The sequence below is a fragment of the Komagataeibacter diospyri genome (assembly GCF_006538165.1).
Lineage (GTDB): Bacteria > Pseudomonadota > Alphaproteobacteria > Acetobacterales > Acetobacteraceae > Komagataeibacter > Komagataeibacter diospyri.
In genome coordinates this window covers 11,595-35,352 of record NZ_BDLU01000029.1, presented here as the reverse complement: position 1 = coordinate 35,352, position 23,758 = coordinate 11,595, and the positions used below count along the sequence as shown (strand labels likewise).

The window sequence follows — 23,758 nt, the reverse complement described above, 5'->3', positions numbered from 1 at the left end:
TTTCCCAAGGACTTTTTGCAGGGATCGGAATTCCGGACTGGGCCACGCCTGCTCAGGAATGGGTCGTCACGTCTTTGCTGAACAGACAGGGTGCATCTATCGCGTAACCCAGCCTGCGCAGACCGGGCAGCAGGGCGGCAAGATCAGGCGGCATGGCGGTAAAGCAGACCCGTTCGGCCCGGGGCCGTCGGGGATCGGCGGTCGTATCGCACCCGGTCAGAATGCGTGCGGCCTGCCTGGCGACGGCAGGGGCCGGGTCCAGCCACGTGACATGCGCGGGTCCGGTTTCGCGCATTGCGTCCAGCAGGAAGGTGTAGTGCGTGCAGCCAATCCCGACTACGTCAATCCGATCCCCACCCATCTGGTCAAACAGGCCATCAAGCTCGGTTTTCAGTTGCTGTCGGTCGGGGGGGCTGCCCCGGAACGCGGCTTCCGCCATGTCGGCCAGTCCCCGCGCGCCATAGGCCAGCAGGGTGCAGTCAGGGGCAAAACGTGTGCTGAGATCACGCAGATAGGGACGACGTACCGTGGCGCGGGTAGCCAGCAGGCCGATCGTGCCGGTGCGGGTATGGTCCGCCGCCCATTTTATGGGGGGTACGCAGCCCACGAACGGCACGTCATACGCTGCACGCAGGCTGTCCAGCGCCAGCGTGCTGGCGGTATTGCACGCAACCACCACCACATCGGGCCGAAGGCGGTCAATGGCCTGACCCAGCAGGGTAACGATTCGCCGACGCAGGGTTGCGTCGGGCTGTTCGCCATAGGGAAAGATGGCAGTATCGGCCAGGTAATCGACCGCTACTCCCGGCAGGAGGTCGCGGATACGGGCTACGATCCCCAATCCCCCGATGCCGGAATCAAAAGCAAGGATACGCGCCATCGACCCGTCCGGGATCAGGCCCCGGCGTCGCGCTTGGCCTTCAGCGCCAGCGCTTCTTCCGCACTGCCCACGCCGCCATGCTTGGCTGACCACGCGCAGGGGTCTTCAAGGAAGCGACGGACTTCGGCGGCATCCTTTTCAGAGAAATAGGGCTTGCCCGCGCAGGCTTCCAGCACATCCCACCACGTGCACAGCGCATGCAGGCTGATATCCATGTCGGCCAGCGTGCGGTAGGCGCCGGGGAACACGCCGTAGAAGAACACGACAAAGGTATGGTCCACGATGGCGCCTGCCTTGCGCAGCGCGTTGGCAAACTGCACCTTGGACGACCCATCGGTGGTCAGGTCTTCCACCAGCAGGGTACGCATGCCCTCGGGCACATCGCCTTCGATCTGGGCATTGCGGCCAAAGCCCTTGGGCTTTTTGCGTACATAGGCCATCGGCGCCATCATGCGGTCGGCAATCCATGCGGCGAAGGGAATGCCCGCTGTCTCGCCCCCCACCACGGCGTCAATGCTTTCGTAACCTACATGGCGGCCGATCTTTTCCACTGCCAGCTCCATGATCTTCTGGCGTGCGCGCGGGAAGAAGATGATGCGGCGGCAGTCGATATAGACCGGGGATTTCCAGCCGGATGTCAGGGTATAAGGTTCGTCGGGGCGGAAATTGACAGCCTTGATTTCCAGCAGCAGGCGCGCCGTCATAAGTGCTGCGTCGCGGTCCCATGCCGTGGAGCCTGTTGAAAGTCCAGCCCCGTTCCCCGTGGCGTCGTGCATACCCTATCTCCGGCCAAATGATATGTGGTGTCTTCAATGACAGCACAGACGATTAACCGCAACAGATGTGAAAATCCATCTGTCTGCGTGGGCTGCGGGCATAATTGCCGAAAAAAGGCTACATCGGAAACATAACGTGACCTGATCAGCGGAGTGTGAGGCCATGCGTACCTTGCCCCATGGGGGTATTCGATCTAATATCTCAATACTGATAATCATTCTCACCAATGGGTCATCGCATCGTGTCTGTTGAAAACAGCCGCATCTCTCGCAAGTGCGAGCGTGCCGTAATCACCGCCTATCAGGAACTGCGTGGCGTAGGGACCAGCGATGTGTCGGCTTTCCATGCCTGCACCACCCTGTACCGTATCCACCATCCGGAATCCTCGCTGAACGAGGCACGGCGTCTGGTGTCGGAATGGATCGACCACCACGTGATCCAGAAACGCCCCGGTCCCACGAATGGCTGTGAGTGTGACTGACCCATCCGGGATAAGGGATCATTCCATCATGTAAAAAGGGCGGGCCATGCAGTGGCCCGCCCTTTTTGCATGATGCACGCAATGCGACAGCGCGGCAGGTAAAACCGCCACGATCCGTTTCCCTGTTCCCACGCCGGGCGGATGGTGCATCCGTCCGGCGTGGGATTCAGTCAGCCCCGCTTGGCAAACGGCACGAAGTCGCGTTCCGGTGACCCGGTGTAAAGCTGGCGGGGACGGCCGATACGCTGGCCCGGTTCCTCGATCATTTCCTTCCACTGGCTGATCCAGCCGGTGGTGCGGGCGACCGCGAACAGAACGGTGAACATGCTGGTGGGGATGCCCATGGCCTTGAGGATGATGCCGGAATAGAAATCGACATTCGGGTACAGGCTGCGCTTGACGAAATATTCGTCGTGGATGGCGATCTTTTCCAGTTCGATCGCAAGGTCCAGCAGCGGGTCGTCCTTGATCCCCAGTTCGCCCAGCACTTCATGGCAGGTGGCCTGCATGATCTTCGCACGCGGGTCAAAGTTTTTGTACACCCGATGGCCAAAGCCCATCAGGCGCACGCCGCTGTTCTTGTCCTTCACCTTGGCGATGAATTCGGGAATGTTGTCCTTGTGCCCGATTTCAGCCAGCATTTTCAGTACGGCTTCGTTGGCGCCACCATGGGCAGGCCCCCACAGGGCGGCGATACCGGCAGAAATGCACGCAAACGGGTTGGCCCCGGTGGACCCTGCCAGACGCACGGTAGACGTGGACGCATTCTGTTCATGGTCCGCGTGCAGGATCAGGATACGGTCCATGGCGCGCGCCAGGACGGGATTGATCTTGTACGGCTCGCTGGGCACGGCGAACATCATGGACAGGAAGTTTTCCGCATATGACAGGTCATTGCGCGGATAGATGAAGGTCTCGCCCTGCGTGTATTTGTACGCCCATGCCGCAATGGTCGGGATCTTGGCGATAATGCGCATGGCCGACTGGTAACGCGTCGTCGCATTCGAGACATCCAGCCCTTCATGATAGAAGGAGGACAGCGCCCCTACCGTGCCACACAGGATGGCCATGGGGTGGGCGTCACGACGGAAACCGTTGAAGAAATTGCGGATCTGTTCGTGCAGCAGGGTGTGATGCTTGATGGAGTTTACAAACCCGTCATACTCCGCCTTGTCCGGCAGTTCCCCGTTCAGCAGCAGGTAGGCCACTTCCATGAAGGTCGCCTGTTCAGCCAGCTGCGCGATGGGATAGCCCCGATGCAGCAGGATACCCTTTTCACCATCGATGAACGTGATCTTGCTGGAGCATGAAGCGGTTTCGCCATAACCGGGATCATAGGTGAATACCCCGGCCTGCGCCGGCAGCTTGCGGATGTCGATGACATCCGGCCCCAGCGTGCCTGACAGTACCGGCAGGGCAACATCCTTGCCGTTCAGCGAGATTGTGGCGCTTTTTCCGGACTCGCTCATCTACAACACTCATCTTGGGTGCCGACCCGGCGCACATTGGGGCAGGGCGGCACATGTCTCCAACCTCCGGGCATCCTGTCGTTCGTGCGACAGTTGGTAAGTGTGCCCAAATTTATATACCCGTGCGCCGCATGGGCGGCGGTCAGCGGGCCTCGGGTCTGACGATAGGAACGAAAGCCCCATCGTGGCAATCCGTCCCCCCCGCCTGCGGTAATGACATTATTGGCAAGACAGGTCGGTCAGGCGGATATCCCCGTCAGCCGCCTGATTCCATGCCTGCGTGGCGGTAAAGCAGGCCATCGAGGCCGGTGGGAAGCCCTGATGCAGCGCATTTTCCAGTTCTGGCGGGCAATGACGCGCAGCCCAGTGCGCAACCAGCGCCTGCAGGCCGGGATTGTGAGCTAATATCATGATATTATTGACGTTATCCGGCACTTCATACAGCAGGTCACGGATGGTTTCCGGCATGGCGTCATACAGGGCGTTCACATATCGGATATCGGGTTGCCGATCGCCATAAAATGATCCGATCGCAGCCAGCGTCTGGCGTGTACGCACTGCCGGGCTGACCATCACCAGCTCCGGCGCGAAGTGACGTGCCCGCAGCAGCGCGCCACAGCTGGCGGCGGTCTGGCGGCCATAAGCGGTCAGTGGACGCCCAAGGTCCGCCTGCATCCCCATCGCCCCGAACGGGGCGGGGGCGGCCTGCGCATGGCGCATCAGCACCATCTGCCGGACAGGGGCGTGACTGGCTGCCGGTGTGTCGGGCATCGGGGATTACTGCCCTTCGCTGGCGGCAATGGCCTCATGGTGGCGGATGACCTCGCGGATGATAAAGGCGAGGAATTTTTCGGCAAAATCCGGATCAAGCTGCGCTGCCGTGGCCAGCTGGCGCAGACGTGCGACCTGACGGGCCTCACGCGCGGGGTCGGCGGGGGGCATGTGGTTGGTCGCCTTCAGCTTTCCCACCGCCTGCGTATGGCGGAAACGTTCGGCCAGCATATAGATCAGGGCCGCATCGATGTTGTCGATGCTGCGGCGCAGTTCTTCCAGCTTCGCCTGCGCGGCATCCTGTGTGGCCTGGGTGGTGTTCATGTGGGAAGGCTCTCCTGAAGTATGAATGCGTATGGTCTGCTAAAGGATGGGCGGCAGGTCGATCCATGCCAGGTGGCCACCCTTGCCCGCGCCGGTATCGGTAAAGATGGCCCGTCCCCCCATCCGGCCATGCCTGACCCATGGTCGCCCGTCGGTCGAGCGGCGGTCATGCCCGCAATAGACCGTGTAGCCCGCGGGGATGTGATCAACCCAGTTCAGCCGCCGTTCAGGGTAGCCGTCCTTCTGCATCCGGCCCGTCGTCTCGCCAAACAGCGCGCGTGACAGCAGGGGGGTCACGGTGCCCAGCCCCGGCGGCGGCAGTTCGCCCAGCATGCGGACATGGAAGCCGCCATGCACGAATATCGACTGCCCCAGCACGATCCACGCGGGTGCGTGCGACAGGTCCGCCAGCGCACGCTGGGACACGTCGCTGTTTTCCTCAGCCATGAACTGGGTCAGGGTTTCCATCAGGGGCGGATCGCGCCGCATCTTGCGGCCCTGCAGCGCGCGGGCCAGCTTACGGTCGTGGTTGCCCAGTATGAACAGCCCGCGCCGTTCATCGATCAGCCGCTGCATCAGGCGGAAGGCCCCGGCGCTGTCGGGACCGTAATCCACCAGGTCACCCAGCTGTATGACAAACCGGTCCGTCGCCGCGGCATGGCGGAAGGCATGCAGGTCGCCATGCACGTCGCCCACGACGCGCAGCGGCCGCCCGGCCAGCAGGTCCGCCAGCGGGTGCGCCGGCATCGTGACCGGGGGTAGCGGGTAATCCCTCGCCGGGGCGGGCGGGGACGTGCCTTCCCGTGCCATGACAGGCCTGTGAGAGGGAAATCGACGTCTCAAGCGAAAATCCTCTCCTGTCTCTCTTATGACGGTGCCGTGTGCCGGGATCCCCTGATTGGGTCTTGTTGCCTATTATTCACAAGATTGGCCGCCTTTGCACTAGGGGTATGGCCAAGAATGTATCTTTAATGACACAAAACGGTTGCATGCGGGTAACGACATTCCAGCTGCCTGATGGAGTATATTGCCAAAAATACACCCTGCGCATATCCCGCCCGGTGATGGAGCAAACGTGAAACCTGTCACCGGAGTCCGGGCGCGGTGTCACACTCTTTTGTTGTGACGCCGACTGCCGGAGGGAGAACAGATGATGGCGTCATGCTGAAGTGAAACGCGGTGTCGGCGCATGGGGTGCAAAGGGAATACCCACACCCATGCAATGGCCAGGCAGATCGGACAGGCGCCAGCACGATGGGGACAACACAGGCCCCGCCAGACCGTGGCTGAGGCATACGACACATCCGGCGCAGGCCGGACATAACGATAAGAGTTTGAGGGAAAGTTCATGATCGACCACACCCGAATCCGGAATGCGGCGCTCCGGGCCAAGATCACCACCGCCGAGCAGGCGGCCTCCCTTGTCCGCCCGGGCAGCACGGTTGGCACCAGCGGCTTTACCGGCGCGGGTTACCCCAAGGCCGTGCCGCAGGCGCTTGCTGCCCTGATGGAGCGCGAGCACGCCAAGGGTAACGAATACCGCATCCGGCTGCTGACCGGGGCCTCTACCGGTCCGGAGCTTGATGGTGCGCTGGCCAAGGTCAACGGCATCTCCTTCCGCATGCCCTACAATTCCGATCCCGGCCTGCGCGCGCGCATCAACAAGGGCGAGACGGAATACCTCGACATGCATCTCAGCCACGTGGCCCCCATGGCATGGGCGGGCTTCTTTGGTGAGATCGATACCGCCATCATCGAGGCCACGGCCATCCGCGAAGACGGCAGCATTGTCCCGTCGTCTTCCGTCGGTAACTCCAAGACATGGCTCGACACCGCCAGACAGGTGATCATCGAGGTCAATAGCTGGCAGGACGCGGCACTCGAGGGGATGCATGACATCTGGTATGGCGCAGCGCTTCCCCCGCACCGCCAGCCCATTCCGCTGCTGCGCCCCGATGACCGGATCGGTGGCACGTCGCTGAAGGTCGACCCCGACAAGATCGTGGCGATTGTCGAAACCAATGCGCCCGACCGTAATGCCCCGTTCTCCCCGCCGGACGAGACCGCGCGCGGCATCGCGGGCCATCTTATGGAATTCTTCCGCCACGAAGTGAAAATGGGCCGCCTGCCGCCCTCGCTCCTGCCGCTGCAGTCCGGTGTGGGCAACGTGGCCAATGCGGTGATGGGCGGACTGGAAGAAGGGCCGTTCAATGACCTGACCGCCTATACGGAAGTCATTCAGGACGGCATGCTGGGCATGCTGGAAACGGGCAAGATGCGGGTTGCGTCGGCCACGGCGTTCTCTCTCAGCCCCGAAGCCGCGGAATCGCTCAATTCCCGCATGCGGGAATTCCAGAAGAAGATTATCCTGCGCCCGCAGGACATCAGCAACCATCCCGGCCTGATCCGCCGCCTTGGCTGTATCGCCATGAACGGCCTGATCGAATCGGATATCTATGGCAACGTGAACTCGACCCAGATCATGGGGTCGAAAATCCAGAACGGCATCGGTGGTTCGGGTGACTTTGCCCGCAACGCCTACATTTCCGTGTTCATGACGCCGTCCACCGCCAAGGGGGGTAAGATTTCCGCCATCGTGCCCATGGCGTCGCATGTTGACCACATCACGCAGGATTCGCAGGTTCTGGTGACCGAGCAGGGCCTGGCCGACCTGCGTGGCCTGTCGCCCAAGCAGCGCGCGGAAGTCATCATCGCCAACTGTGCGCATCCCGACTACCGCCCGATGCTGCAGGATTATTTCAAACGCGCCCGTGCGGGTTCGTTCGGCCAGCAGTCGCCGCACCTGCTGAATGAAGCCCTGTCGTGGCATCAGCGCTTCATCGAGACCGGCAGCATGATGCCGTAATCACTGACCTCGTTTCCGCATGGAAACGCAGTGCCTGCGGGGATGGTGGCGGATGGTGACCGCCCTTTTCCCACACGGGCATGCCATGACTGTAAAACAGGCCTGTGAGGGCATGGTTCCCACAGGCCTGTTCTATTTCGCACCGGATGCTTGTTTAAAAATCAGAAGTTTTTGGCGAAGCTTTTTTCAAAAAGGCGGCACCCAAAAACTTTTATTTTTTAATAACAGTGTTTTATGGGATGGGCGTGTCCACCATCTCGGTCGCGCGTTCCAGGTCGACCGACAGCACGCGACTGACCCCACGTTCCTGCATTGTCACGCCATACAGCCGGTCCATATGCGCCATGGTCAGCTGGTGATGGGTCACGACAAGGAAGCGCGTGCCCGCTTCGGCCACCATGTCGCCCAGCAGGGCGCAGAAACGGCCCACATTGGCGTCATCCAGCGGGGCATCAACCTCATCCAGCACGCAGATGGGGGCAGGATTGCACCGGAAGACCGCGAAAATCAGCGACAGCGCCGTCAGCGCCTGTTCTCCGCCCGACAGCAGCGACAGAGTTGCCAGCTTCTTGCCCGGCGGCTGGGCATAGATTTCCAGCCCCGCCTGCAGCGGGTCATCATTGCCCACCATGCCCAGATGCGCGCGTCCGCCATTGAACATGCGCGCGAACAGGGATTGGAAATGCTGGTCGATCTGGGAAAACACGGCCATCAGCCGCTCGCGTCCCTCGCGGTTCAGCTGGCCGATCATGCCGCGCAGGCGGGCGATGGCGGATTGCAGTTCGTCGCGTTCGTGCAGGATGGTGTCGATCTTGCCCGATGCGTCCTGTGCCTCGATTTCGGCACGCAGGTTGACGGGACCAAGTTCGTCGCGCTGGCGGGTCAGACGGGCGACCTTGCGGCGCAGGCCGGTTTCGGCACTCACGCTCAGGTCTGCCGGAACCACACCCGCTGGCGGCTGCGATTCCGTCTGCAACTGCGCCAGCAGCACCTGCGCCTGTTCCCGCCTGCCTTCGGCGCGGACCAGTTCCTCACGTGCGGCGGTCAGGACCTCTTCCGCCGTGCGGCGACCGTCCTGCAGTTCACTCTGACGGGTCTGGGCCTGCTGCAATGCCGTGACCGCCACGTCGTGGCTGGCCGCATACTGTTCCAGTTCGGTCGTGACCGCGTCACGTCGCGCACGCACTGCCACAGGCTGCGGGGCAAGGCGTTCGTGTTCGGCCCGTGCGTTGTTCAGCCGGGCCTGGGCTGCTTCAGCCTCCAGCGTGGCGGCTTCGACGCGGGCGGTCCATTGCGCCAGTTCCTGTGCCGATGTGTCGAAACGCTGGCGCAGGCTGGCATCTTCCGCCTGCAGGCGTGCGACCGTATCGCGGCGCTCATGCTCCTGCGTGCGCAGGACCTCATCCTGCGCGCGCAGTTCGCCCAGCGCATGTTCCAGCCCGGCAATGTCCGGCAGCGCCGCCAGCCGTGCCCGTGCCGCTTCCACTGCTTCATCCGCCTGTTCCACCGCAAGGGACAGGTCCGCCATCCGTGCGCGGCGGGCATCCAGCCGTGCGCCGGTTTCACGCATTTTCTGTTCCAGTGCCGCGCGGGTCGTGCGGGCGTGTTCCAGTTGCGCGGTCGTGGTCTCCACCGCATCACGTGCCTGCTTCAGGGCCTGTTCTGCGTCACTGGCGGTGGTTGTGGCCTGCCGTGCGGCCGCTTCGGCAATGTCGGGGGCGGGCAGGGCGGCCAGATGTTCGCGTCGCGTGACCAGTTCAGCCGCCAGCGCGTCGCGGTCGGTTTCCAGTCGCGCCAGTTCGGGCTGCATGGCCTGCAGGCGCGTTTCGGCCTCGCTATGACTGGACATGGTGGCCTGCATGGCCTGACGGGCCTGTTCCACCTTCGCCTCGGCCTGCTGGCGGGTGGTGCGTAACCCGCTTTCATGGGCCTGCGCCTGTGCCGCCTGCGTGCTGGCAGCTTTCTGAGCCTGTTCCAGTTGGGCCAGATCGGGCAGGCTGTCTGCCTGCGTCTGCGCGCGGGCACAGGTGGCTTCGGTTTCCTTCAGGGCGGCGGCGGCCGTGTCCTGCTGCATGGCCAGCGTGTCGATCTGGGCGGCGATGGTGGCGTGCCGCCGTGACAGGTCGGCTTCCTGCGTGCGGCAGGTTCCCAGCGTATTTTCGGCACTGGTGCGCGATGCGCGCGCGGCCACCAGTTCGCGTGCCGTCTGTTCGCGGAGCTGTCCAGCGGCGGTGGCGGCCTGTTCCAGCGCCGGGATTTCGGTGCGGGCGTGTTCCAGTTCCGTGCGCAGTTCCCGCAGGCGTCCAAGCTGCTTCAGCCGCAGGGCCGCGCGTCCCGGCAGGTTGGGGGCCTGTGCATAGCCATCCCACCGCCACAGCGCGCCATCGCGCGTGACAAGACATTGCCCCGGCGCAAGGGCTGCCTGCAATGCCGTCCCATCCATGCCATCGGGCAGCAGCCCCGCAGCCCCCAGCGCGCGTGACAGGGCAGGGGGCGCATCCAGCAGGGCGGATAGCGGCTGGATGTCGGCAGCAGGGAAAGGGGCTGGCGTGGTGGCGGGCAGGTCGTGCCATTCCCGCGCGGCCTTGCCCTTCAGCGTGGCGTTCAGCCCGTCCGACAGGACAACGGCCAGTGCGGTTTCCAGCCCGGTCGGTACATGCAGGCTTTCCGCCAGCGTTACCCCAGATTCCGGGGCGTGTTCGGTATCGCTGTCGCTCTGCAATGCGCGGGCAAGGCCGTCGGCTTCCGCTTCCAGTCCCGACAGGGTGGCGCGGGCCTGTGACAGATGGCCTGTGCTGGTTTCTTCCGCACGGGTGGCGGCGACAGCGGCGTTTTCGGTTGCCGCCATGTGCTGGTGTGCAGCTTCCAGCGCGGATTCGGCGGCCGCACGTTTGCTGACAAGGGCCTGCAGGTCCGCATCCGGCACCGCCTGCGCGCGCAGGCGGTCCATGCTTGCGGCCAGCGTATCCACCTCGCCCTGTGCACGCTGCCGTGCCGCCCGTGCCGCCCGCAGGGCTTCTTCTGTGGTGTGGCGGGTGGAACGGGCGTCCTTCAGGCGGGCATTGGCCTGTATTTCGGCCTGCGTTGCCTGTGCGCGGGATTCTTCCGCACTGCCCAGTTCCGCGCGGATGGCGCCCAGTGCGACTTCCGCCTCGGCAACCGCCTGTGTGAGGCGGAGGCGTTCGGTTTCGGGCACAAGGCTGGCGCGGGCCTTTTCCACATGCGCACGCACGCTTGCGATATTGCGTTCCAGTGTATCCAGCCTGTCACGCACCGCATTGGCGTCATGCGTCGCCTGTTCATGCACGCGGCGGCTTTCGGTGGCGGCATTGCGGGCAAGGCCAGCCTGCAGCACGGCTTCCGAATGGGTGTGGGTTGCGGCTTCGCGCGTGGTCAGTGCATCGGCGGCAGACTGTTCGGATTCGGTGATCCGCGCATCATGTTCGGCAATCGCGGCCTCGGTTGGCATGGCGGCTTCAAGGTTCGCGATCTCGGTGGCCAGTTCCTTATGCTGGCTCACAAGGCGTTCATGCGTGGCGATGGCTGTGTCCAGCACCTCACGCGCCTGCGTGGTCTGGAGCTGGGCTTCGCGCAGGGTGGTAGTGGCCTGTTCCACACGCTCGGCCATGTCCGTCATGGCCTGTGCCAGTGCTGTGCGTTCGGCCTGTGCTGTTTCACGCAGTCCGGGCAGGGCGGACAGGCGCTCTTCCACGTGCGCGCGTTCGGCTACAAGCCGGTCGCGCATGACGATGGCGTCATCGCGTCGGGCGAGGGCCGCCGTATGCACGGTTTCGCATTCGGTCAGCCGCGTGCGGGCGGCATCCAGTGCGGCTTCGGCGCGGGCCAGTTCATCGGCAATGGTTTCAGCGCGTACCTTGAAACGTTCCAGTTCGGTGCGGCGTGTATCCAGTTCCTCCCGCAATGCGGGCAGGGTCCGGGTGACTTCGTAATCCGCGATCACAGCGCTTTCGGCCACGTCTTCCGCAGCTTTCAGGGCGCGTTTTGCCGCGTGAAGGGCGGTTTCGCTATCGGCCACGGCCTTGTGTGCGCGGGCATGCAGCAGTGCGAGCAGGGCGATTTCCGATTCCCGCAGCCCCTGCGACAGTTCGCGGTACTGACCCGCCTGCTCGGACTGTTCCTGCAGGTCGCCCAGCCGCGCCTCAAGCTGGATGCGCAGGTCTTCGGCGCGGGCAAGGTTGGCTTCGGTCGCGCGCAGCTTCAGCTCGGCTTCGTGCCTGCGGCCATGCAGGCCGGTGATGCCGGCGGCTTCTTCCAGGATGGTGCGGCGTTCCTCGGGCCGTGCGTTGACCAGCGCGGACACGCGGCCCTGGCTGACCATGGCGGATGACCGCGCGCCCGACCCCAGGTCGGCAAACAGCGTCTGTACGTCGCGCCCGCGCGTTGTGCGGCCATTGATGCGGTAGCCACTGCCCGCACCCCGGTCCGCGCGCCTGCAGACCTGCAGTTCGTCCTGCCCCTGAAAGGGGGCGGGGGCCACTTCGGCAGCACCTTCCAGCGTCAGGGTGACTTCCGCCATGTTGCGCGCGGCACGCGCGGTGGTCCCGGCGAAGATCAGGTCGTCCATTTCTCCGCCACGCAGCGAACGGGCATTGGTTTCCCCCATGACCCAGCGCAGGGCCTCGACCACGTTGGACTTGCCACAGCCATTCGGCCCGACAATTCCCGTAAGCCCCGGCAGGATGTCGACGGAAACCGGATCGGCGAAGCTTTTGAACCCTGCGATGCGCAGCCGGACGAAACGGGCGGTCATGACGGGCAGGCTCCGGTCACTGTGCCGCCGCTTCGACCTTCTTGGCGAACTCCTCGTAATTCAGTTCCTGTGCCACCTGTTCCCTGTCGTTGAAGCGGAAGGTGGGGGTGCCATCGATCTTGTACTGCGCCTGCGCGCGGTCTTCCTCGTCCATGATGGCGTGGCGCAGCTTGTCGTCATGGATGGTCTGCTGGAACGTGTCGGCCGACATGCCGGCCAGGGCAGCCATCTTCTGGATCTGTTCCTCGGGGTTCACGTCCTTGCCAAAAGCCCAGCGGTCCTGGCTGGACAGCAGGGCCAGCACGAAGGGTTCATAGCGTTCGGGCGGCAGGGCGCGGGCGACCATGGATGCGGTCAGCGCCACCTGATCCAGCGGGAAATCACGGAAAATGTAGTATACGCGCCCCGTATCGACCAGCTTGGTGCGGATTTCGGGAAAGACCTCGGCGGCGAAGCGCGCGCAGTGCGTGCAGGTCAGGGAAAACCATTCCTCCACATGCACCTTGGCCTGCGGGTTGCCCACCGCACGGATGGACAGGCGCGGGTCGGCGTCCTGCGCCATGGCCCTGCCGGACAGCAGGCCGCCGCCGGTAATCAGCGCGGGGGCAAGGGCAAGCAGGGTGCGGCGTTTGATGGGCATCACGGGTCACTCTCCGGTATGGGACTGGGTGGGGGATAAAACCCCGGCGCGGCGAGTGTAAAGAGGCGACGCGCGTGCGTAAATCCATTCCACGCGGTATGGCACGCCCGCACGGCGCGGGCGTGCCGTCATGATTAGGTGGTGGGCGGTGCTTCACGCGGGGGCAGGCGCACGCGTACGTGGCGGATATGGCGGGCATCCGCATCAAGGATGCGGAAAACCATGCCGCTTTCGTGGGTTACAACTTCACCCCGCGTCGGCACGTGACCGGCCAGGCGGAAGACCAGGCCGCCCACCGTCTCGATCTCGGCCTCGCGTTCCTCCCGCGTCAGGATCGGACCGACCTTTTCCTCGAATGCCGCGACCGGTGTGCGGGCGTCCACTTCCAGCGTGCCGTCCGGCCTTTCGCGTATCATGTTGGCTGCGGGTTCGTCATGTTCGTCCGATATGTCGCCCACGATTGTCTCGATCAGGTCCTCAATGGTGACCAGACCGTCAATGCCGCCATATTCGTCGATCACCAGGGCAAGGTGGACATGTCGGACGCGCATCTGCAGCAGCAGGTCCAGCACCGGAAGCTGTGGCGCGACCATAAGCGGCTGGCGCAGCAGGGGTTCCATGCGGAAGGCTTCGGACGTGCCGACATAGGCGATCAGGTCCTTCACATGGATCATGCCCACGATGTCATCCAGCTGGTCACGATAGACCGGCATGCGGGAATGGTTTTCCCGTCGCATCATGGCCAGTGCCTCATCCAGGCTGATATCAACGGGCATGGCCACGATATCGGCGCGCGGGATCATTACGTCATCCGCCGTGATCCCGCGCAGGCGCAGTACGTTGGCCAGCAGGGCACGTTCCTGCCGGTCCAGTTCGGATGACCGGGGATCGGCTTCGTCCCCCGCCGCGTCGTCGGCTTCCTTGACCAGCGCGGCAATGGAATGGCGCAGCCCCTGTTCACCGCGTTTGCGGCTGAACAGCGACAGGAATCCCTTGCCGCGCGACCCGGACGGAGGTTCCGCGCCCGCGTCATTGCCATTACGGCTCATGACCGCATCCCCCGCGTGGTGGCCGTGCGGCCCGGTTTCCATGGATTGGCAACACCAAGCCCGGACAGGGTGCGGGCTTCGAGCATCTCCATCTCCCGCGCTTCACCGGGGTGGTGATGGTCATACCCGGCCAGGTGCAGGACACCATGTATGACAAGATGGGCAAGGTGGGCAGCCATCGTGCGGCCTGCGGCATGGGCTTCGCGTGCCACCGTCTCGAACGCGATGATGATGTCACCGCCCCATATGCCACCGCCCGCATGGGCCGGGGCATATTCGAATGTCAGGACATTGGTGGGTTTGTTACGACCGCGATGACGCCAGTTCATCCGTGCCACCGTGCGGTCATCGGCCAGTACGACCGTTACCGGCCCGTGGCATCCTGTGGCCTGCAGCGCCACGTCCACGGCGCGCGCCACCAGCCGGGCCGGGCAGGGGACGGCGCGATTCCAGCGCCGGTCCGCCACGGTTATGTCAGGACCGTCCAATCCGGCCGGGAGGACGGGCGTGCTGGCCCGTCGCGCTGCATCTGCGACCCCGCCGGAATGGGCGGGGCCTGTGCTACTTCGAGGTTTCATCGTTCTCCTGCTGCGACCGGGCGCGGTGGGGGCGGTGCTGTGCCCCGGCGCGCTGGTCGTATGCCTCCACTATACGCGCCACCAGCGGGTGGCGCACCACGTCACGCGATTCAAATCGCATCATGCCGATCCCGGGCAGGCCGTCGAGTGTTTCGACCGCCTCCCTCAGGCCGGATGTCACGCCACGCGGCAGGTCAACCTGGCTCAGGTCGCCGGTAATGACCATGCGCGTGCCTTCCCCCATGCGGGTCAGGAACATCTTCATCTGGGCGGGGGTCGTGTTCTGCGCCTCGTCCAGAATCACAAAACAGTGCGCCAGCGTTCGCCCGCGCATGAATGCAAGCGGCGCCACCTCAATCTCCCCCGTGCCCATGCGCCGGATGACCTGATCGCCCGGCATCATGTCATGCAGGGCATCATAGAGTGGACGCAGGTAGGGATCGATCTTTTCCTTCAGGTCGCCGGGCAGGAAGCCCAGCCTTTCGCCCGCTTCGACCGCAGGCCGCGACAGGACAATCCGGTCCACCTGTCCCGCCTGCAGCATGGCTACCGCCTGCGCCACCGCAAGATAGGTCTTGCCCGTGCCGGCGGGGCCAAGGCCAAACACCATTTCCTGCCGCGCCAGCATGTCCATGTACTGCCCCTGGCCCACGGAACGCGGCGCGATGGGGCCACGCCGGGTCATGATGGTGGGCAGATCCGCAAGTGACGGACGGGCAGGAACAACGGGGGTGCTGGCATTGGTCATGGCGGGCATATCCGTTGGTGCGGCGGATGGGGCGGACAGGGCATGGGCCGCGATGCGGATGGCGGTGTCCACGGTGGCGGTATCGACAACCTGCCCCGCGCGGGCACGGCGGTAGAGTTCGGTCAGCGTGCCCTGCGCAAGGCCGACCCGTGCGGCGGCACCCGTAATGGCGATGCGATTGCCACGGCAGGCCAGCCGGACATCAAATCCACGTTCAAGATGCAGGAGATGACGGTCGTGATCCCCCACAAGCTGCGCCAGAAGCGCGTTATCCTCAAACTGCAGGGTCACGGTGCGGTCATTTGCCGCAGCCGCGCCGTGGGGGGGAGGACGCCGCCCGCCGCCGCGACGGGGGACGTGGAGCGTGGATTGTGTCTGTTCTCTCAAGCCCTGTCTGTCTCCTCTGTCAGGACACCGCCGAGCGAGTTGGTGTAACGGTGGCGGATATCCACGTTTGCGATACGTCCGATCAGGCTGTCCGGCCCATCCACGTTCACGGCCTGCAGCCACGGGCTTTTCCCCGAAAGCTGTCCCGGCTTGCGCCCGCGTCCGGTAAACAGGACGGGTGCGGTCAGGCCGATGGTCGCGTCATTGAATGCATCCTGCTGTACGCGCAGCATGGCCTGAAGTTCCTGCAGGCGGGCATCCTTCACATCCTCGGGCACGTGCATGGCCGCACCGGCCGCAGGCGTGCCGGGACGCGAGGAGTATTTGAAGGAATAGGCCTGCGCGAAGCCGATATCGTTGATCAGGCGCATCGTGTCGGCAAAGTCGGCATCCGTCTCGCCGGGGTGACCGACGATAAAGTCGGATGACAGCGCAAGGTCGGGCCGTGCGTCGCGCAGGCGGCCAGCCAGTGCGCGGTATTCATCCGCCGTGTGTCCCCGGTTCATGGCGGCCAGCACCCGGTCGGAGCCGGACTGCACCGGCAGGTGCAGGAACGGCATGAGCTGCGGCAGGTCGCGATGGGCGGCAATCAGGTCGTCTTCCATGTCGCGCGGGTGCGACGTGGTGTAGCGGATGCGTTCGACCCCCACATCATCGGCCAGCACGCGGGCAAGGCGCGCCAGCCCCCATGTGCGCCCATCAGGGCCATCGCCATGGTAGGCGTTGACGTTCTGGCCCAGCAGGGTGATCTCGCGCACGCCTGCGGCGACCAGCCGCCGGGCTTCCGCGATCACGGCCTGTGCGGGGCGGCTGCTTTCGGCCCCGCGCGTATATGGTACGACGCAGAAGGAACAGAATTTGTCACACCCTTCCTGAATGGTCAGGAAGGCAGCCCCCCCGGCCGGGGCTTCGCGGTCGGCGGGCAGGAAGTCGAATTTCTGCTCGACGGGGAAATCCGTCTCGATCACCGCGCCCGCCGCACGGGCCGCGCGGGCAACCATTTCGGGCAGGCGGTGATAGGTCTGCGGTCCCAGTACGATATCGACATACGGCGCGCGGGCCAGTATTTCGCCGCCTTCCGCCTGCGCCACACACCCCGCCACGGCCAGCACCGTGCCTTCGCCCCGTTCGGCGCGGGCTTCCTTGACCTTGCGCAGGCGGCCCAGTTCGGAAAAAACCTTTTCGGCCGCGCGGTCACGGATATGACAGGTGTTGAGAATGATCATGTCCGCATCATCCGGTGCCCCCACGGCGCGATAGCCCAGCGGGCGCAGCACGTCCGACATCCGTTCGCTGTCATACACGTTCATCTGGCAGCCCCATGTTATGACATGAAGCCCCCTTGTCGTGGACGATGTGCTGGTTTGCGGCTGGGCCACACCGGAAGGGGGAGACAGGCTGTTCACAGGTCAGGTATCCTCGGGCATCATCGCGGGCGGGTGCCCGCATAACGGGCGCAACACATCGGTGTACAGTTGCGTGCGGTCAAGTGCCTTGCCGTCGATAATAAGCCAAGGAACAAATGGTCTGCCCATCAACGCTCCCGGTTTGCATCATGGCAGGGTGCCGGATGCGGCAACCCCTTCCTGCCCATGTCGATCATGCCCGCTGGAATCGGGGGTATGTCAAGAAAGGATTGGGGGGGTGGAGACAGTTTGCAACATGACCCGCGTCTTTTGGGCACCTATATGACATATTCGGAACTTATTAAGGCAACGACGTTAATATCGGTTTGATCATGCATGCCGGGAATGGCAGTTATCACACAGTGGGAAACTGAATACACGCAAGACAGGAACAGGGGCGGCACCGTTTGACAGGATTGCGTCATTCCCGTCTGGCACGCGGCCTTAATGCGCGTGCCCGGCGCAGTGCCGGTTATGTAAGCCTGTTTGCAGCCATGACAGTCTTCGGGTCATGGGTTCCGGCCGCCATGGCGGCCGACCCGCAGGAATACACCACCACCCTGCGCCCGACCGGCAATGCAGACCTTGATGACGCGCTGCGTGCGTCATCGGACCTGCTGTCGCTGCAGAAGACGCAGGCCGTCAGCCCCTTCGCGCTGACGGGGCGTATCCATAACGATTATTCCCGCCTGATCAGCGCGCTGGAAAGCTTTGGTTTTTATGCGGGCGGCATCACCATTACCGTGGCCGATGCCGGCGGCAAGTCCGGTGCGCCCATTGCAGGCAGCCATGACGGGCGCGATCCGGACCTGCCCGAATGGATGCAGTCCATTCCCGAGGGGCACAGGGCACAGGTCACCATCAGCGCCCAGCCCGGCGTGCAGTTCCGTATCGGGGTCGTGACGCTGAATCCCGACAGGGGCGACCCGCCCGTCAAGCTGAATGCGGATGAGGTAAAGGCCTTCGCCATGAAGCCCGGCATGCCCGCGCAGGCCGAAAACGTGCTGGCCGCCGGCGTCACGCTCCAGACCGCCCTGACGGAGGAGGGATACGCACTGGCCAGTGTCAGCAAGCCGCAGGCCTGGCTGCGGCCCGACACGCATACGCTCGACATCGCTTATACCGTCCATCGCGGGCCGGTGGTCAATCTGGGGGCGTTCGACTTCGCGGGGCTGCAGCGCACGCACCCGGCCTATATCGCGCGCAGGCTGACCATCGCACCGGGGGAGCTGTACCAGCCTTCGCGCATTGAACGCGCCCGGCAGGACATTGCCGCCACCGGGCTGTTTGCTGATGTGCAGGTCAACCATGGCGATACGCTTGCCCCCGATGGCTCCATGCCACTTGATTTTGCGTTCCGTGAGGGCAAGCGCCACAGCGTGGGCGCGGAAGGTGGCTATTCCACCGACCTTGGTGGCCGCGCGGGTGTGACATGGACGCATAACAACCTGTTCGGCAATGCCGAGAGGCTGCGGCTGACGGCGCTGATTACCGGGCTTGGCGGCTCGGCGGAGCAGGGGCTGGGCTATGACTTCTATGCCGACCTGCTGAAGCCCGATTTCGGGTCGCGCAACCAGAACATGAGCGCGCGCCTGGAGGGGATCAAACAGGAACTCTATTCCTACCGTCAGACCGCGCTGCTGGCGCGTATCGGCATCATCCGCCGCGTCAACCGTCACTGGAACGTGTCCTTTGGCGGCCAGATCGAGCAGGAACAGATCCAGCAGATGCGTACCAACAACAGCTATTTCATCGCATCCCTGCCGCTTTCGGCCAATTATGACGGCACGGGGGTGGACAACCCCATCACTCCTGCAACCCACGGAGTGCGGCTGGGCGCCAGCATCACGCCATCGGCTTCGCTGACGGACGGTACGTCGTTCTTCGCGATCATGCAGGCGACGGTCTCGACCTATTTCGACCTGAAGGCCCTGGGCCTGTCGCGCCCGGGCCGCAGCGTGCTGGCGTGGCGCGGCACCATTGGCAATGTGGAAGGGGCATCGACCTTCGCCATCCCGCCTGACCAGCGGCTGTATGCCGGTGGCTCCGCCACGGTGCGCGGCTTCCGCTATCAGGGCGTGGGGCCACAGTTCGCCAATACGCGCTATGCCATTGGTGGCACGTCCATGGATGCGGGGTCGTTTGAATACCGTCAGCGCATCATGCAGAAATTCGGCGCTGTCGGCTTTATCGACGCAGGTCAGGTCACGGCGGACCGGACGCCGTTCCAGGGCACGGTGCGCGTGGGTGCTGGTGCCGGGGCACGCTATTATACGCCCATCGGCCCGGTGCGCCTGGATGTGGCCGTGCCGATCAACCGCCCCGCGCGGGGTGACAAGTGGGAACTGTATGTGGGGCTGGGGGAAACGTTCTGATGCCTGAGACGACCATCCCCTCCACACCGCCGCGTGGCACGGCCCGGCGCGTCCTGCGCGCGACCGCCTTTGCAGTGGGCATTCCGGTGGGACTGGTGGTGGCGGCGCTGGGCATGGTGCTGGTGGCGGCCAATACCGGTGCGGGCCAGCATGAAATCGAACGGCGCCTGCCGGGGTTGACCGGTGGCAGCGTGCACCTGTCGGGGCTGGGAGGGCGTTTTCCCGATGCGCTGCATGTCCGGCATCTGGAACTGGATGATTATAAAGGCGCGTGGCTGTCGATTGATGACCTGCAACTGGACTGGTCGCCGCTGCGACTGCTGACGCGGCGCGCCGTGATCGGCAACCTGTCCATGGCGCGCCTGTCCATTCCCCGACTGAGCGAGGATGATCCCGCCCATCCGTCAAAGCCGGAAAAGGACACGTCAGGCAGCATCCACATGGCTGTCGATATCCGCGCGGTGCATGTGGCGCGGATTGACGTGGGCGCTGCCATTGCCCGCGTGCCCGCGTCCTTCAGCCTCAATGGTCATGCCAGCCTTGATGACATCGCTCCGGTGCTGGACCATTTTTCCATAGCGACCCTGCCGCCCGCCGATATCGCGCTGGACCTGAAGCGGCTGGACCGGCCCGGGGCGCTTTCGCTGACCACGCGGCTGGATCGCGCCAATGTCGCGCTGGACCTGCGTGCGCATGAGGACGCGCAGGGCTTTGTCGCCACCCTGAGTGGCCTGTCCGCCCTGGCGCCCATGGACCTGTCACTGGGCCTGCACGGCCCGCGTGATGCCAGTCGCCTTGCCCTGTCCGCCACGGCCGGGGCCATTCACCTTCAGGCGGGTGGCCAGGTCGGGCTGGTCACGCACCACATGGCGCTGGATGTATCGGGCAAAAGCGATCCGGTGACGATCAGCGGCGCAAACTGGCAGGGCATAAGCCTTGCCGCCCATATGGGGGGCACGGTGGACCGGCCCACCGGCAATGGCACGCTGGATATTGATCGCCTGACCTATAACGACGCCGGTTTCACCTCCCTGCACATGGTGGCCGAAGGGTTGAGCGCGCAGGCAGGCGGACAGGAGGAGCACGCCGCCCTCCATACCACCGTGACCGGCCTGCGCATTCCGGGCAGCCAGCCCACGCTGTTTGCTTCTGATCCGCTGCGGCTGGATGTGCTGTGGCGTCCCGATGCAACAGGGGGGCCGGTGGACCTGACACTGTCGCATCCGCTGGCGCGGCTGACCGGACGGGTCACGACGGCGCGGCCCATGGCGGCGACCTTCCATGCCGACCTGCCGGACCTTGGCCCGCTGGCGGCGGCGGGCGGCACGCAGATGCATGGCCATGCCGGGCTGGATGGCAGCATCACCCTGCCCACGGCGCGGCAGGCAGGGCCGTTCGCGCTGGACAGCCATATCGTGCTGGATGGCGGCCTGCCCATGGCGGTCGGCCTGATCGGGGACAGGGGACACCTGAATATCGCGGGCACCATCGGCAGCGGGCCGGGTAAGGGGAATACCGTCACATTTACCTCGCTGCTGGCGGAGGGGCGGACCCTGCACCTTGATGCGACACCTGCCCGGCTGGTGACGGGGGACCCGATGGAGGTTGATGCCACGGCGCATCTTGCCCTGTCGGACCTGCATGTGCTGGCCCCCACGCTGAAAGGGCAGGCGCAGGCGGACCTGCATGCCACAGGCCCGGTCAATGACCTTGCCGCCAGCCTGAAGATGCAGGCCAGCATGGCGGCCAGCAACACGGCGGCGGGCAACGTGCAGGCCAGCCTGAGCATGCAGCACCTGCCGCAGGTCAGGGAGGGGGCGCTGGATGTATCGGGCACGGTGGACCGCGCGCCCATCCAGATCGCCGCCCGGCTGGACAGCAATGCCGATGAAAGCCGTCATATCCAGCTTTCGCACCTGAACTGGAAAAGCCTGACCGGGCTTGCGGACATGATGCTGCCCAAGGGGCATGTGGTGCCTTCGGGCACGCTGGACCTGCACATGACGCGGCTTGCGGACCTGCGCGATCTTACGGGACAGGACATAAGCGGCCACCTGTCAGCCAGCCTGCACAGCACCAGTGCCACTGCGGACAGTCCTGCCGCCATGAGCGTGAACGTGGACAGCGCGCTGAGTGCCGCCATGGCGCGGGTGGACCGTCTGGTGCTGAAGGGCAGGGTGCAGGACCCGACGGGGGATGCGCCGGTGACCGACCTCGACCTTGTGGTGGATAACGCGCATTTCCGCGATATGGGGGGGCATGCGCATGTCACCGCAAAGGGGCCGTTTGCCGCGTTGAACGTGGTGGCGCAGTCGGGGCTGGATACGCCATGGACGGGGCCTGCCACCATTGACGCAGCGGTGCTGTCCAACATTCCCGCAAGTTCCGTGAACATACGCCGGCTGGAAGCACAGGCCCGGCGCGAGGTCATCCGGCTGGATGCCCCGGCCACCGTGACCTATGGCAAGGAAACCGCGATTGACCACCTGAGGGTCAGCCTGACGCCCCCACGCGGGCAGTCGGGCAGCGTGGAGGTCAGTGGCAGGGTCAGGCCCACGCTGGACCTGCATGCGGTTGTCAGCCGCCTGTCACCCGACCTGCTTGCGCCCTTCGTCCCCACGCTGCATGCGCAGGGAACGCTGTCGGCCGAAGCGCGGCTGACCGGGACACTCGATCGTCCCTCCGGCCGGGTTACGGTGCAGGGGCAGGATCTGAAATACCATACCGACTATACGTCCTCCCTGGCGCCTGCATCAGTGGAGGCCACGGCCAACCTGACAGCGGGCATGGCGCGGGTCGATGCGCAGGTGCGTGCGGGCACGCAGGTCAATCTGGGGCTGCATGGCACGGCCCCGGTCAACAAGGCGGGCCAGATCACGCTGCAGGCGGATGGCAATGTGGACCTTGCGGTGGCCAATGCCTATCTGGGGGCGCAGGGCATGCAGGCGGGTGGCGCGCTGCAGATCGGCTTGGGCGTGCGCGGCACCCCACAGCAGCCACGTCTGAATGGCACGCTGAACCTGACCAATGGCGTATTTCATGATTATGGACAGGGCATACAGCTGTCCGCAATGCGTGGCACGGTCAATGCAATGGGGGACCGGCTGGTCATCGCTGACCTGAATGCGCAGGCGGGCAAGGGGACGATCAGTGTCACCGGCAGTTATGGGGTGCTGGAACCCGGTCAGCCGATCGACCTGCATATCCATGCCGACAACGCCCGGCCGCTGGCCAGTGACCTTGTGACCGCGACCATAAACGGTGATCTGGGCATAAAGGGCCAGCTTGCCAGCAGGATCGACGCGACAGGGGGCATCACGCTCAAGCGCGTGGATGTCAATATTCCGGACTCGCTACCGACCTCGGTCGCGCATCTGGATGTAATCCGCCCCGAGGATGCGGCGGTGCAGGAAAAGGTGGTCCATTCCTCCCCGCTGGTGATCGGGCTGGGACTGGACGTGCGATCGCCAGGGCAGTTCTATGTGCGCGGGCACGGGCTGAACACGGAAATGCACGGTAGCATCCATACCGGCGGTACCACTGTCGCACCAGTGGTGACGGGTGGGTTTTCGCTGGTCAAGGGCGGGTTCTCGCTGGGTGGCATCTCGCTTGATTTCAGCAAGGGGCAGGTGGGCTTCAATGGTGTGGGTGTGACCCATGCAATCGACCCTACGCTGGATTTCGTGGCCGAGCGCAGCACGAATGACGGCACGGCCCGGCTGAATGTAGGCGGCTATGCCAGCGCGCCGAAAATTTCGTTTTCCTCCACGCCGCCGCTGTCGCAGGACCAGATCCTGGCCATCCTTCTGTTCGGGTCGGATACGCAGTCGCTTTCGCCCACGCAGATGGCGTCGATCGCGGCCGCCGTTGCGACGCTGAGTGGTGGTTCCGCCTTTGACCCGCTGGGCATGGTGCGCAAGACGCTGCATCTGGACCGGTTGCAGATGAGCAGTTCATCCAACGGATCGGGCAGTAATGACACCGGATCGATCGAGGCGGGGAAATACGTTATGCGCCGTGTCTATGTGGGGGCCAAGCAGGCGACATCGGGTTCGGGTACGCAGGCGCAGGTGCAGGTTGACCTGACCAGGCGGCTGAAGCTGAACACCACGGTGGGCACGGGCGGCAACGTGACCGGTTTCACTACGCCGGAAAATGATCCGGGTAGCAGTATCGGGTTGCTGTACCAGTTCAAGTACTGAATACGCGCTGACCTGTTCGGTGCGGGGAAAATGC

At 64.4% G+C, this 23,758-nt stretch carries 17 protein-coding genes; 4 read left to right on the top strand and 13 right to left on the bottom strand.

Going from position 1 to position 23,758, the window contains the following annotated elements; translation table 11 throughout:
• Positions 1-52: 52 nt before the first annotated feature.
• Together MSKU9_RS05085 and MSKU9_RS05080 are read right to left on the bottom strand one after the other, a co-directional pair.
• On the bottom strand, positions 53-880 hold the full coding sequence (locus MSKU9_RS05085) for a glutamate racemase (protein WP_141260259.1): 828 nt from the start codon (positions 878-880) through the stop codon (positions 53-55).
• A 14-nt stretch (positions 881-894) separates the two neighbouring features.
• Entirely contained in the window at positions 895-1,656 is a 762-nt protein-coding gene (locus MSKU9_RS05080) for an orotate phosphoribosyltransferase (protein WP_141260257.1), read from the bottom strand.
• A 227-nt stretch (positions 1,657-1,883) separates the two neighbouring features.
• Here MSKU9_RS05080 and MSKU9_RS05075 point away from each other — a divergent pair, with 227 nt between their 5' ends.
• Positions 1,884-2,138: a hypothetical protein gene (locus tag MSKU9_RS05075; protein WP_010508037.1), complete on the top strand. Its 255-nt coding sequence runs from the start codon at positions 1,884-1,886 to the stop codon at positions 2,136-2,138.
• Positions 2,139-2,308: 170 nt separating this feature from the next.
• Here MSKU9_RS05075 and gltA read toward each other — a convergent pair whose 3' ends face one another.
• The 4 genes from gltA to MSKU9_RS05055 form a co-directional block, all read right to left on the bottom strand.
• Entirely contained in the window at positions 2,309-3,607 is a 1,299-nt protein-coding gene (gltA, locus tag MSKU9_RS05070; RefSeq protein ID WP_141260255.1) for a citrate synthase, read from the bottom strand.
• A gap of 219 nt (positions 3,608-3,826) precedes the next feature.
• Positions 3,827-4,378: a SixA phosphatase family protein gene (locus MSKU9_RS05065; RefSeq protein ID WP_141260254.1), complete on the bottom strand. Its 552-nt coding sequence runs from the start codon at positions 4,376-4,378 to the stop codon at positions 3,827-3,829.
• Between the two features lie 6 nt (positions 4,379-4,384).
• On the bottom strand, positions 4,385-4,702 hold the full coding sequence (locus MSKU9_RS05060) for a chorismate mutase (RefSeq protein ID WP_141260252.1): 318 nt from the start codon (positions 4,700-4,702) through the stop codon (positions 4,385-4,387).
• Positions 4,703-4,741: 39 nt separating this feature from the next.
• Positions 4,742-5,449 carry a metallophosphoesterase gene (locus MSKU9_RS05055; protein ID WP_193557643.1) on the bottom strand — a complete coding sequence of 236 codons (708 nt, stop codon included), beginning with the start codon at positions 5,447-5,449 and terminating at the stop codon, positions 4,742-4,744.
• Between the two features lie 601 nt (positions 5,450-6,050).
• On the opposite strand from MSKU9_RS05055, the gene MSKU9_RS05050 reads away from it, so the two are divergent.
• On the top strand, positions 6,051-7,568 hold the full coding sequence (locus MSKU9_RS05050; protein WP_141260249.1) for an acetyl-CoA hydrolase/transferase family protein: 1,518 nt from the start codon (positions 6,051-6,053) through the stop codon (positions 7,566-7,568).
• A 232-nt stretch (positions 7,569-7,800) separates the two neighbouring features.
• On the opposite strand, the gene MSKU9_RS05045 is transcribed toward MSKU9_RS05050, so the two are convergent.
• From MSKU9_RS05045 to MSKU9_RS18745, 7 genes are all read right to left on the bottom strand, one after another.
• Positions 7,801-12,339, bottom strand: a complete 4,539-nt coding sequence (locus MSKU9_RS05045) for an AAA family ATPase (protein ID WP_141260247.1) — start codon at positions 12,337-12,339, stop codon at positions 7,801-7,803.
• 16 nt (positions 12,340-12,355) lie between these two features.
• The gene (locus MSKU9_RS05040; RefSeq protein ID WP_141260342.1) at positions 12,356-12,979 is read right to left on the bottom strand and encodes a thioredoxin domain-containing protein; all 624 of its coding nucleotides are present in this window, start codon (positions 12,977-12,979) and stop codon (positions 12,356-12,358) included.
• 134 nt (positions 12,980-13,113) lie between these two features.
• Entirely contained in the window at positions 13,114-14,028 is a 915-nt protein-coding gene (locus MSKU9_RS05035; RefSeq protein ID WP_141260245.1) for a hemolysin family protein, read from the bottom strand.
• Complete coding sequence (ybeY, locus tag MSKU9_RS05030; protein ID WP_227000814.1) at positions 14,025-14,606, bottom strand: rRNA maturation RNase YbeY; 582 nt, start codon at positions 14,604-14,606, stop codon at positions 14,025-14,027. Before ybeY ends, MSKU9_RS05035 begins: the two co-directional genes overlap by 4 nt.
• Positions 14,590-15,645, bottom strand: coding sequence for a PhoH family protein (locus tag MSKU9_RS05025; protein ID WP_141260340.1), 1,056 nt, complete (start codon positions 15,643-15,645; stop codon positions 14,590-14,592). The genes ybeY and MSKU9_RS05025 overlap by 17 nt, the downstream gene beginning before the upstream one ends.
• 92 nt (positions 15,646-15,737) lie before the next feature.
• Positions 15,738-17,138 carry a tRNA (N6-isopentenyl adenosine(37)-C2)-methylthiotransferase MiaB gene (miaB, locus tag MSKU9_RS05020; protein ID WP_227000869.1) on the bottom strand — a complete coding sequence of 467 codons (1,401 nt, stop codon included), beginning with the start codon at positions 17,136-17,138 and terminating at the stop codon, positions 15,738-15,740.
• Positions 17,139-17,150: 12 nt separating this feature from the next.
• Positions 17,151-17,276, bottom strand: coding sequence for a hypothetical protein (locus MSKU9_RS18745; RefSeq protein ID WP_264371838.1), 126 nt, complete (start codon positions 17,274-17,276; stop codon positions 17,151-17,153).
• Positions 17,277-17,563: 287 nt separating this feature from the next.
• Here MSKU9_RS18745 and MSKU9_RS05015 point away from each other — a divergent pair, with 287 nt between their 5' ends.
• Both MSKU9_RS05015 and MSKU9_RS05010 read left to right on the top strand, forming a co-directional pair.
• A complete protein-coding gene (locus MSKU9_RS05015) occupies positions 17,564-19,522 on the top strand; it encodes an autotransporter assembly complex protein TamA (RefSeq protein ID WP_141260339.1) in 1,959 nt (652 codons plus the stop codon).
• Positions 19,522-23,724 carry a translocation/assembly module TamB domain-containing protein gene (locus MSKU9_RS05010; protein WP_141260242.1) on the top strand — a complete coding sequence of 1,401 codons (4,203 nt, stop codon included), beginning with the start codon at positions 19,522-19,524 and terminating at the stop codon, positions 23,722-23,724. The genes MSKU9_RS05015 and MSKU9_RS05010 overlap by 1 nt, the downstream gene beginning before the upstream one ends.
• The last annotated feature ends 34 nt before the right edge of the window (positions 23,725-23,758 follow it).

Excerpts from the sequence above, each read along its gene's own strand:
- MSKU9_RS05085 (WP_141260259.1), bottom strand. The coding sequence starts at position 880 with ATGGCGCGTATCCTTGCTTTTGATTCCGGCATCGGGGGATTGGGGATC.
- MSKU9_RS05080 (WP_141260257.1), bottom strand. The coding sequence starts at position 1,656 with ATGCACGACGCCACGGGGAACGGGGCTGGACTTTCAACAGGCTCCACG.
- MSKU9_RS05075 (WP_010508037.1), top strand. The coding sequence starts at position 1,884 with ATGGGTCATCGCATCGTGTCTGTTGAAAACAGCCGCATCTCTCGCAAG.
- gltA (WP_141260255.1), bottom strand. The coding sequence starts at position 3,607 with ATGAGCGAGTCCGGAAAAAGCGCCACAATCTCGCTGAACGGCAAGGAT.
- MSKU9_RS05065 (WP_141260254.1), bottom strand. The coding sequence starts at position 4,378 with ATGCCCGACACACCGGCAGCCAGTCACGCCCCTGTCCGGCAGATGGTG.
- MSKU9_RS05060 (WP_141260252.1), bottom strand. The coding sequence starts at position 4,702 with ATGAACACCACCCAGGCCACACAGGATGCCGCGCAGGCGAAGCTGGAA.
- MSKU9_RS05055 (WP_193557643.1), bottom strand. The coding sequence starts at position 5,449 with ATGCCGGCGCACCCGCTGGCGGACCTGCTGGCCGGGCGGCCGCTGCGC.
- MSKU9_RS05050 (WP_141260249.1), top strand. The coding sequence starts at position 6,051 with ATGATCGACCACACCCGAATCCGGAATGCGGCGCTCCGGGCCAAGATC.
- MSKU9_RS05045 (WP_141260247.1), bottom strand. The coding sequence starts at position 12,339 with ATGACCGCCCGTTTCGTCCGGCTGCGCATCGCAGGGTTCAAAAGCTTC.
- MSKU9_RS05040 (WP_141260342.1), bottom strand. The coding sequence starts at position 12,979 with ATGCCCATCAAACGCCGCACCCTGCTTGCCCTTGCCCCCGCGCTGATT.
- MSKU9_RS05035 (WP_141260245.1), bottom strand. The coding sequence starts at position 14,028 with ATGAGCCGTAATGGCAATGACGCGGGCGCGGAACCTCCGTCCGGGTCG.
- ybeY (WP_227000814.1), bottom strand. The coding sequence starts at position 14,606 with ATGAAACCTCGAAGTAGCACAGGCCCCGCCCATTCCGGCGGGGTCGCA.
- MSKU9_RS18745 (WP_264371838.1), bottom strand. The coding sequence starts at position 17,276 with ATGGGCAGACCATTTGTTCCTTGGCTTATTATCGACGGCAAGGCACTT.
- MSKU9_RS05010 (WP_141260242.1), top strand. The coding sequence starts at position 19,522 with ATGCCTGAGACGACCATCCCCTCCACACCGCCGCGTGGCACGGCCCGG.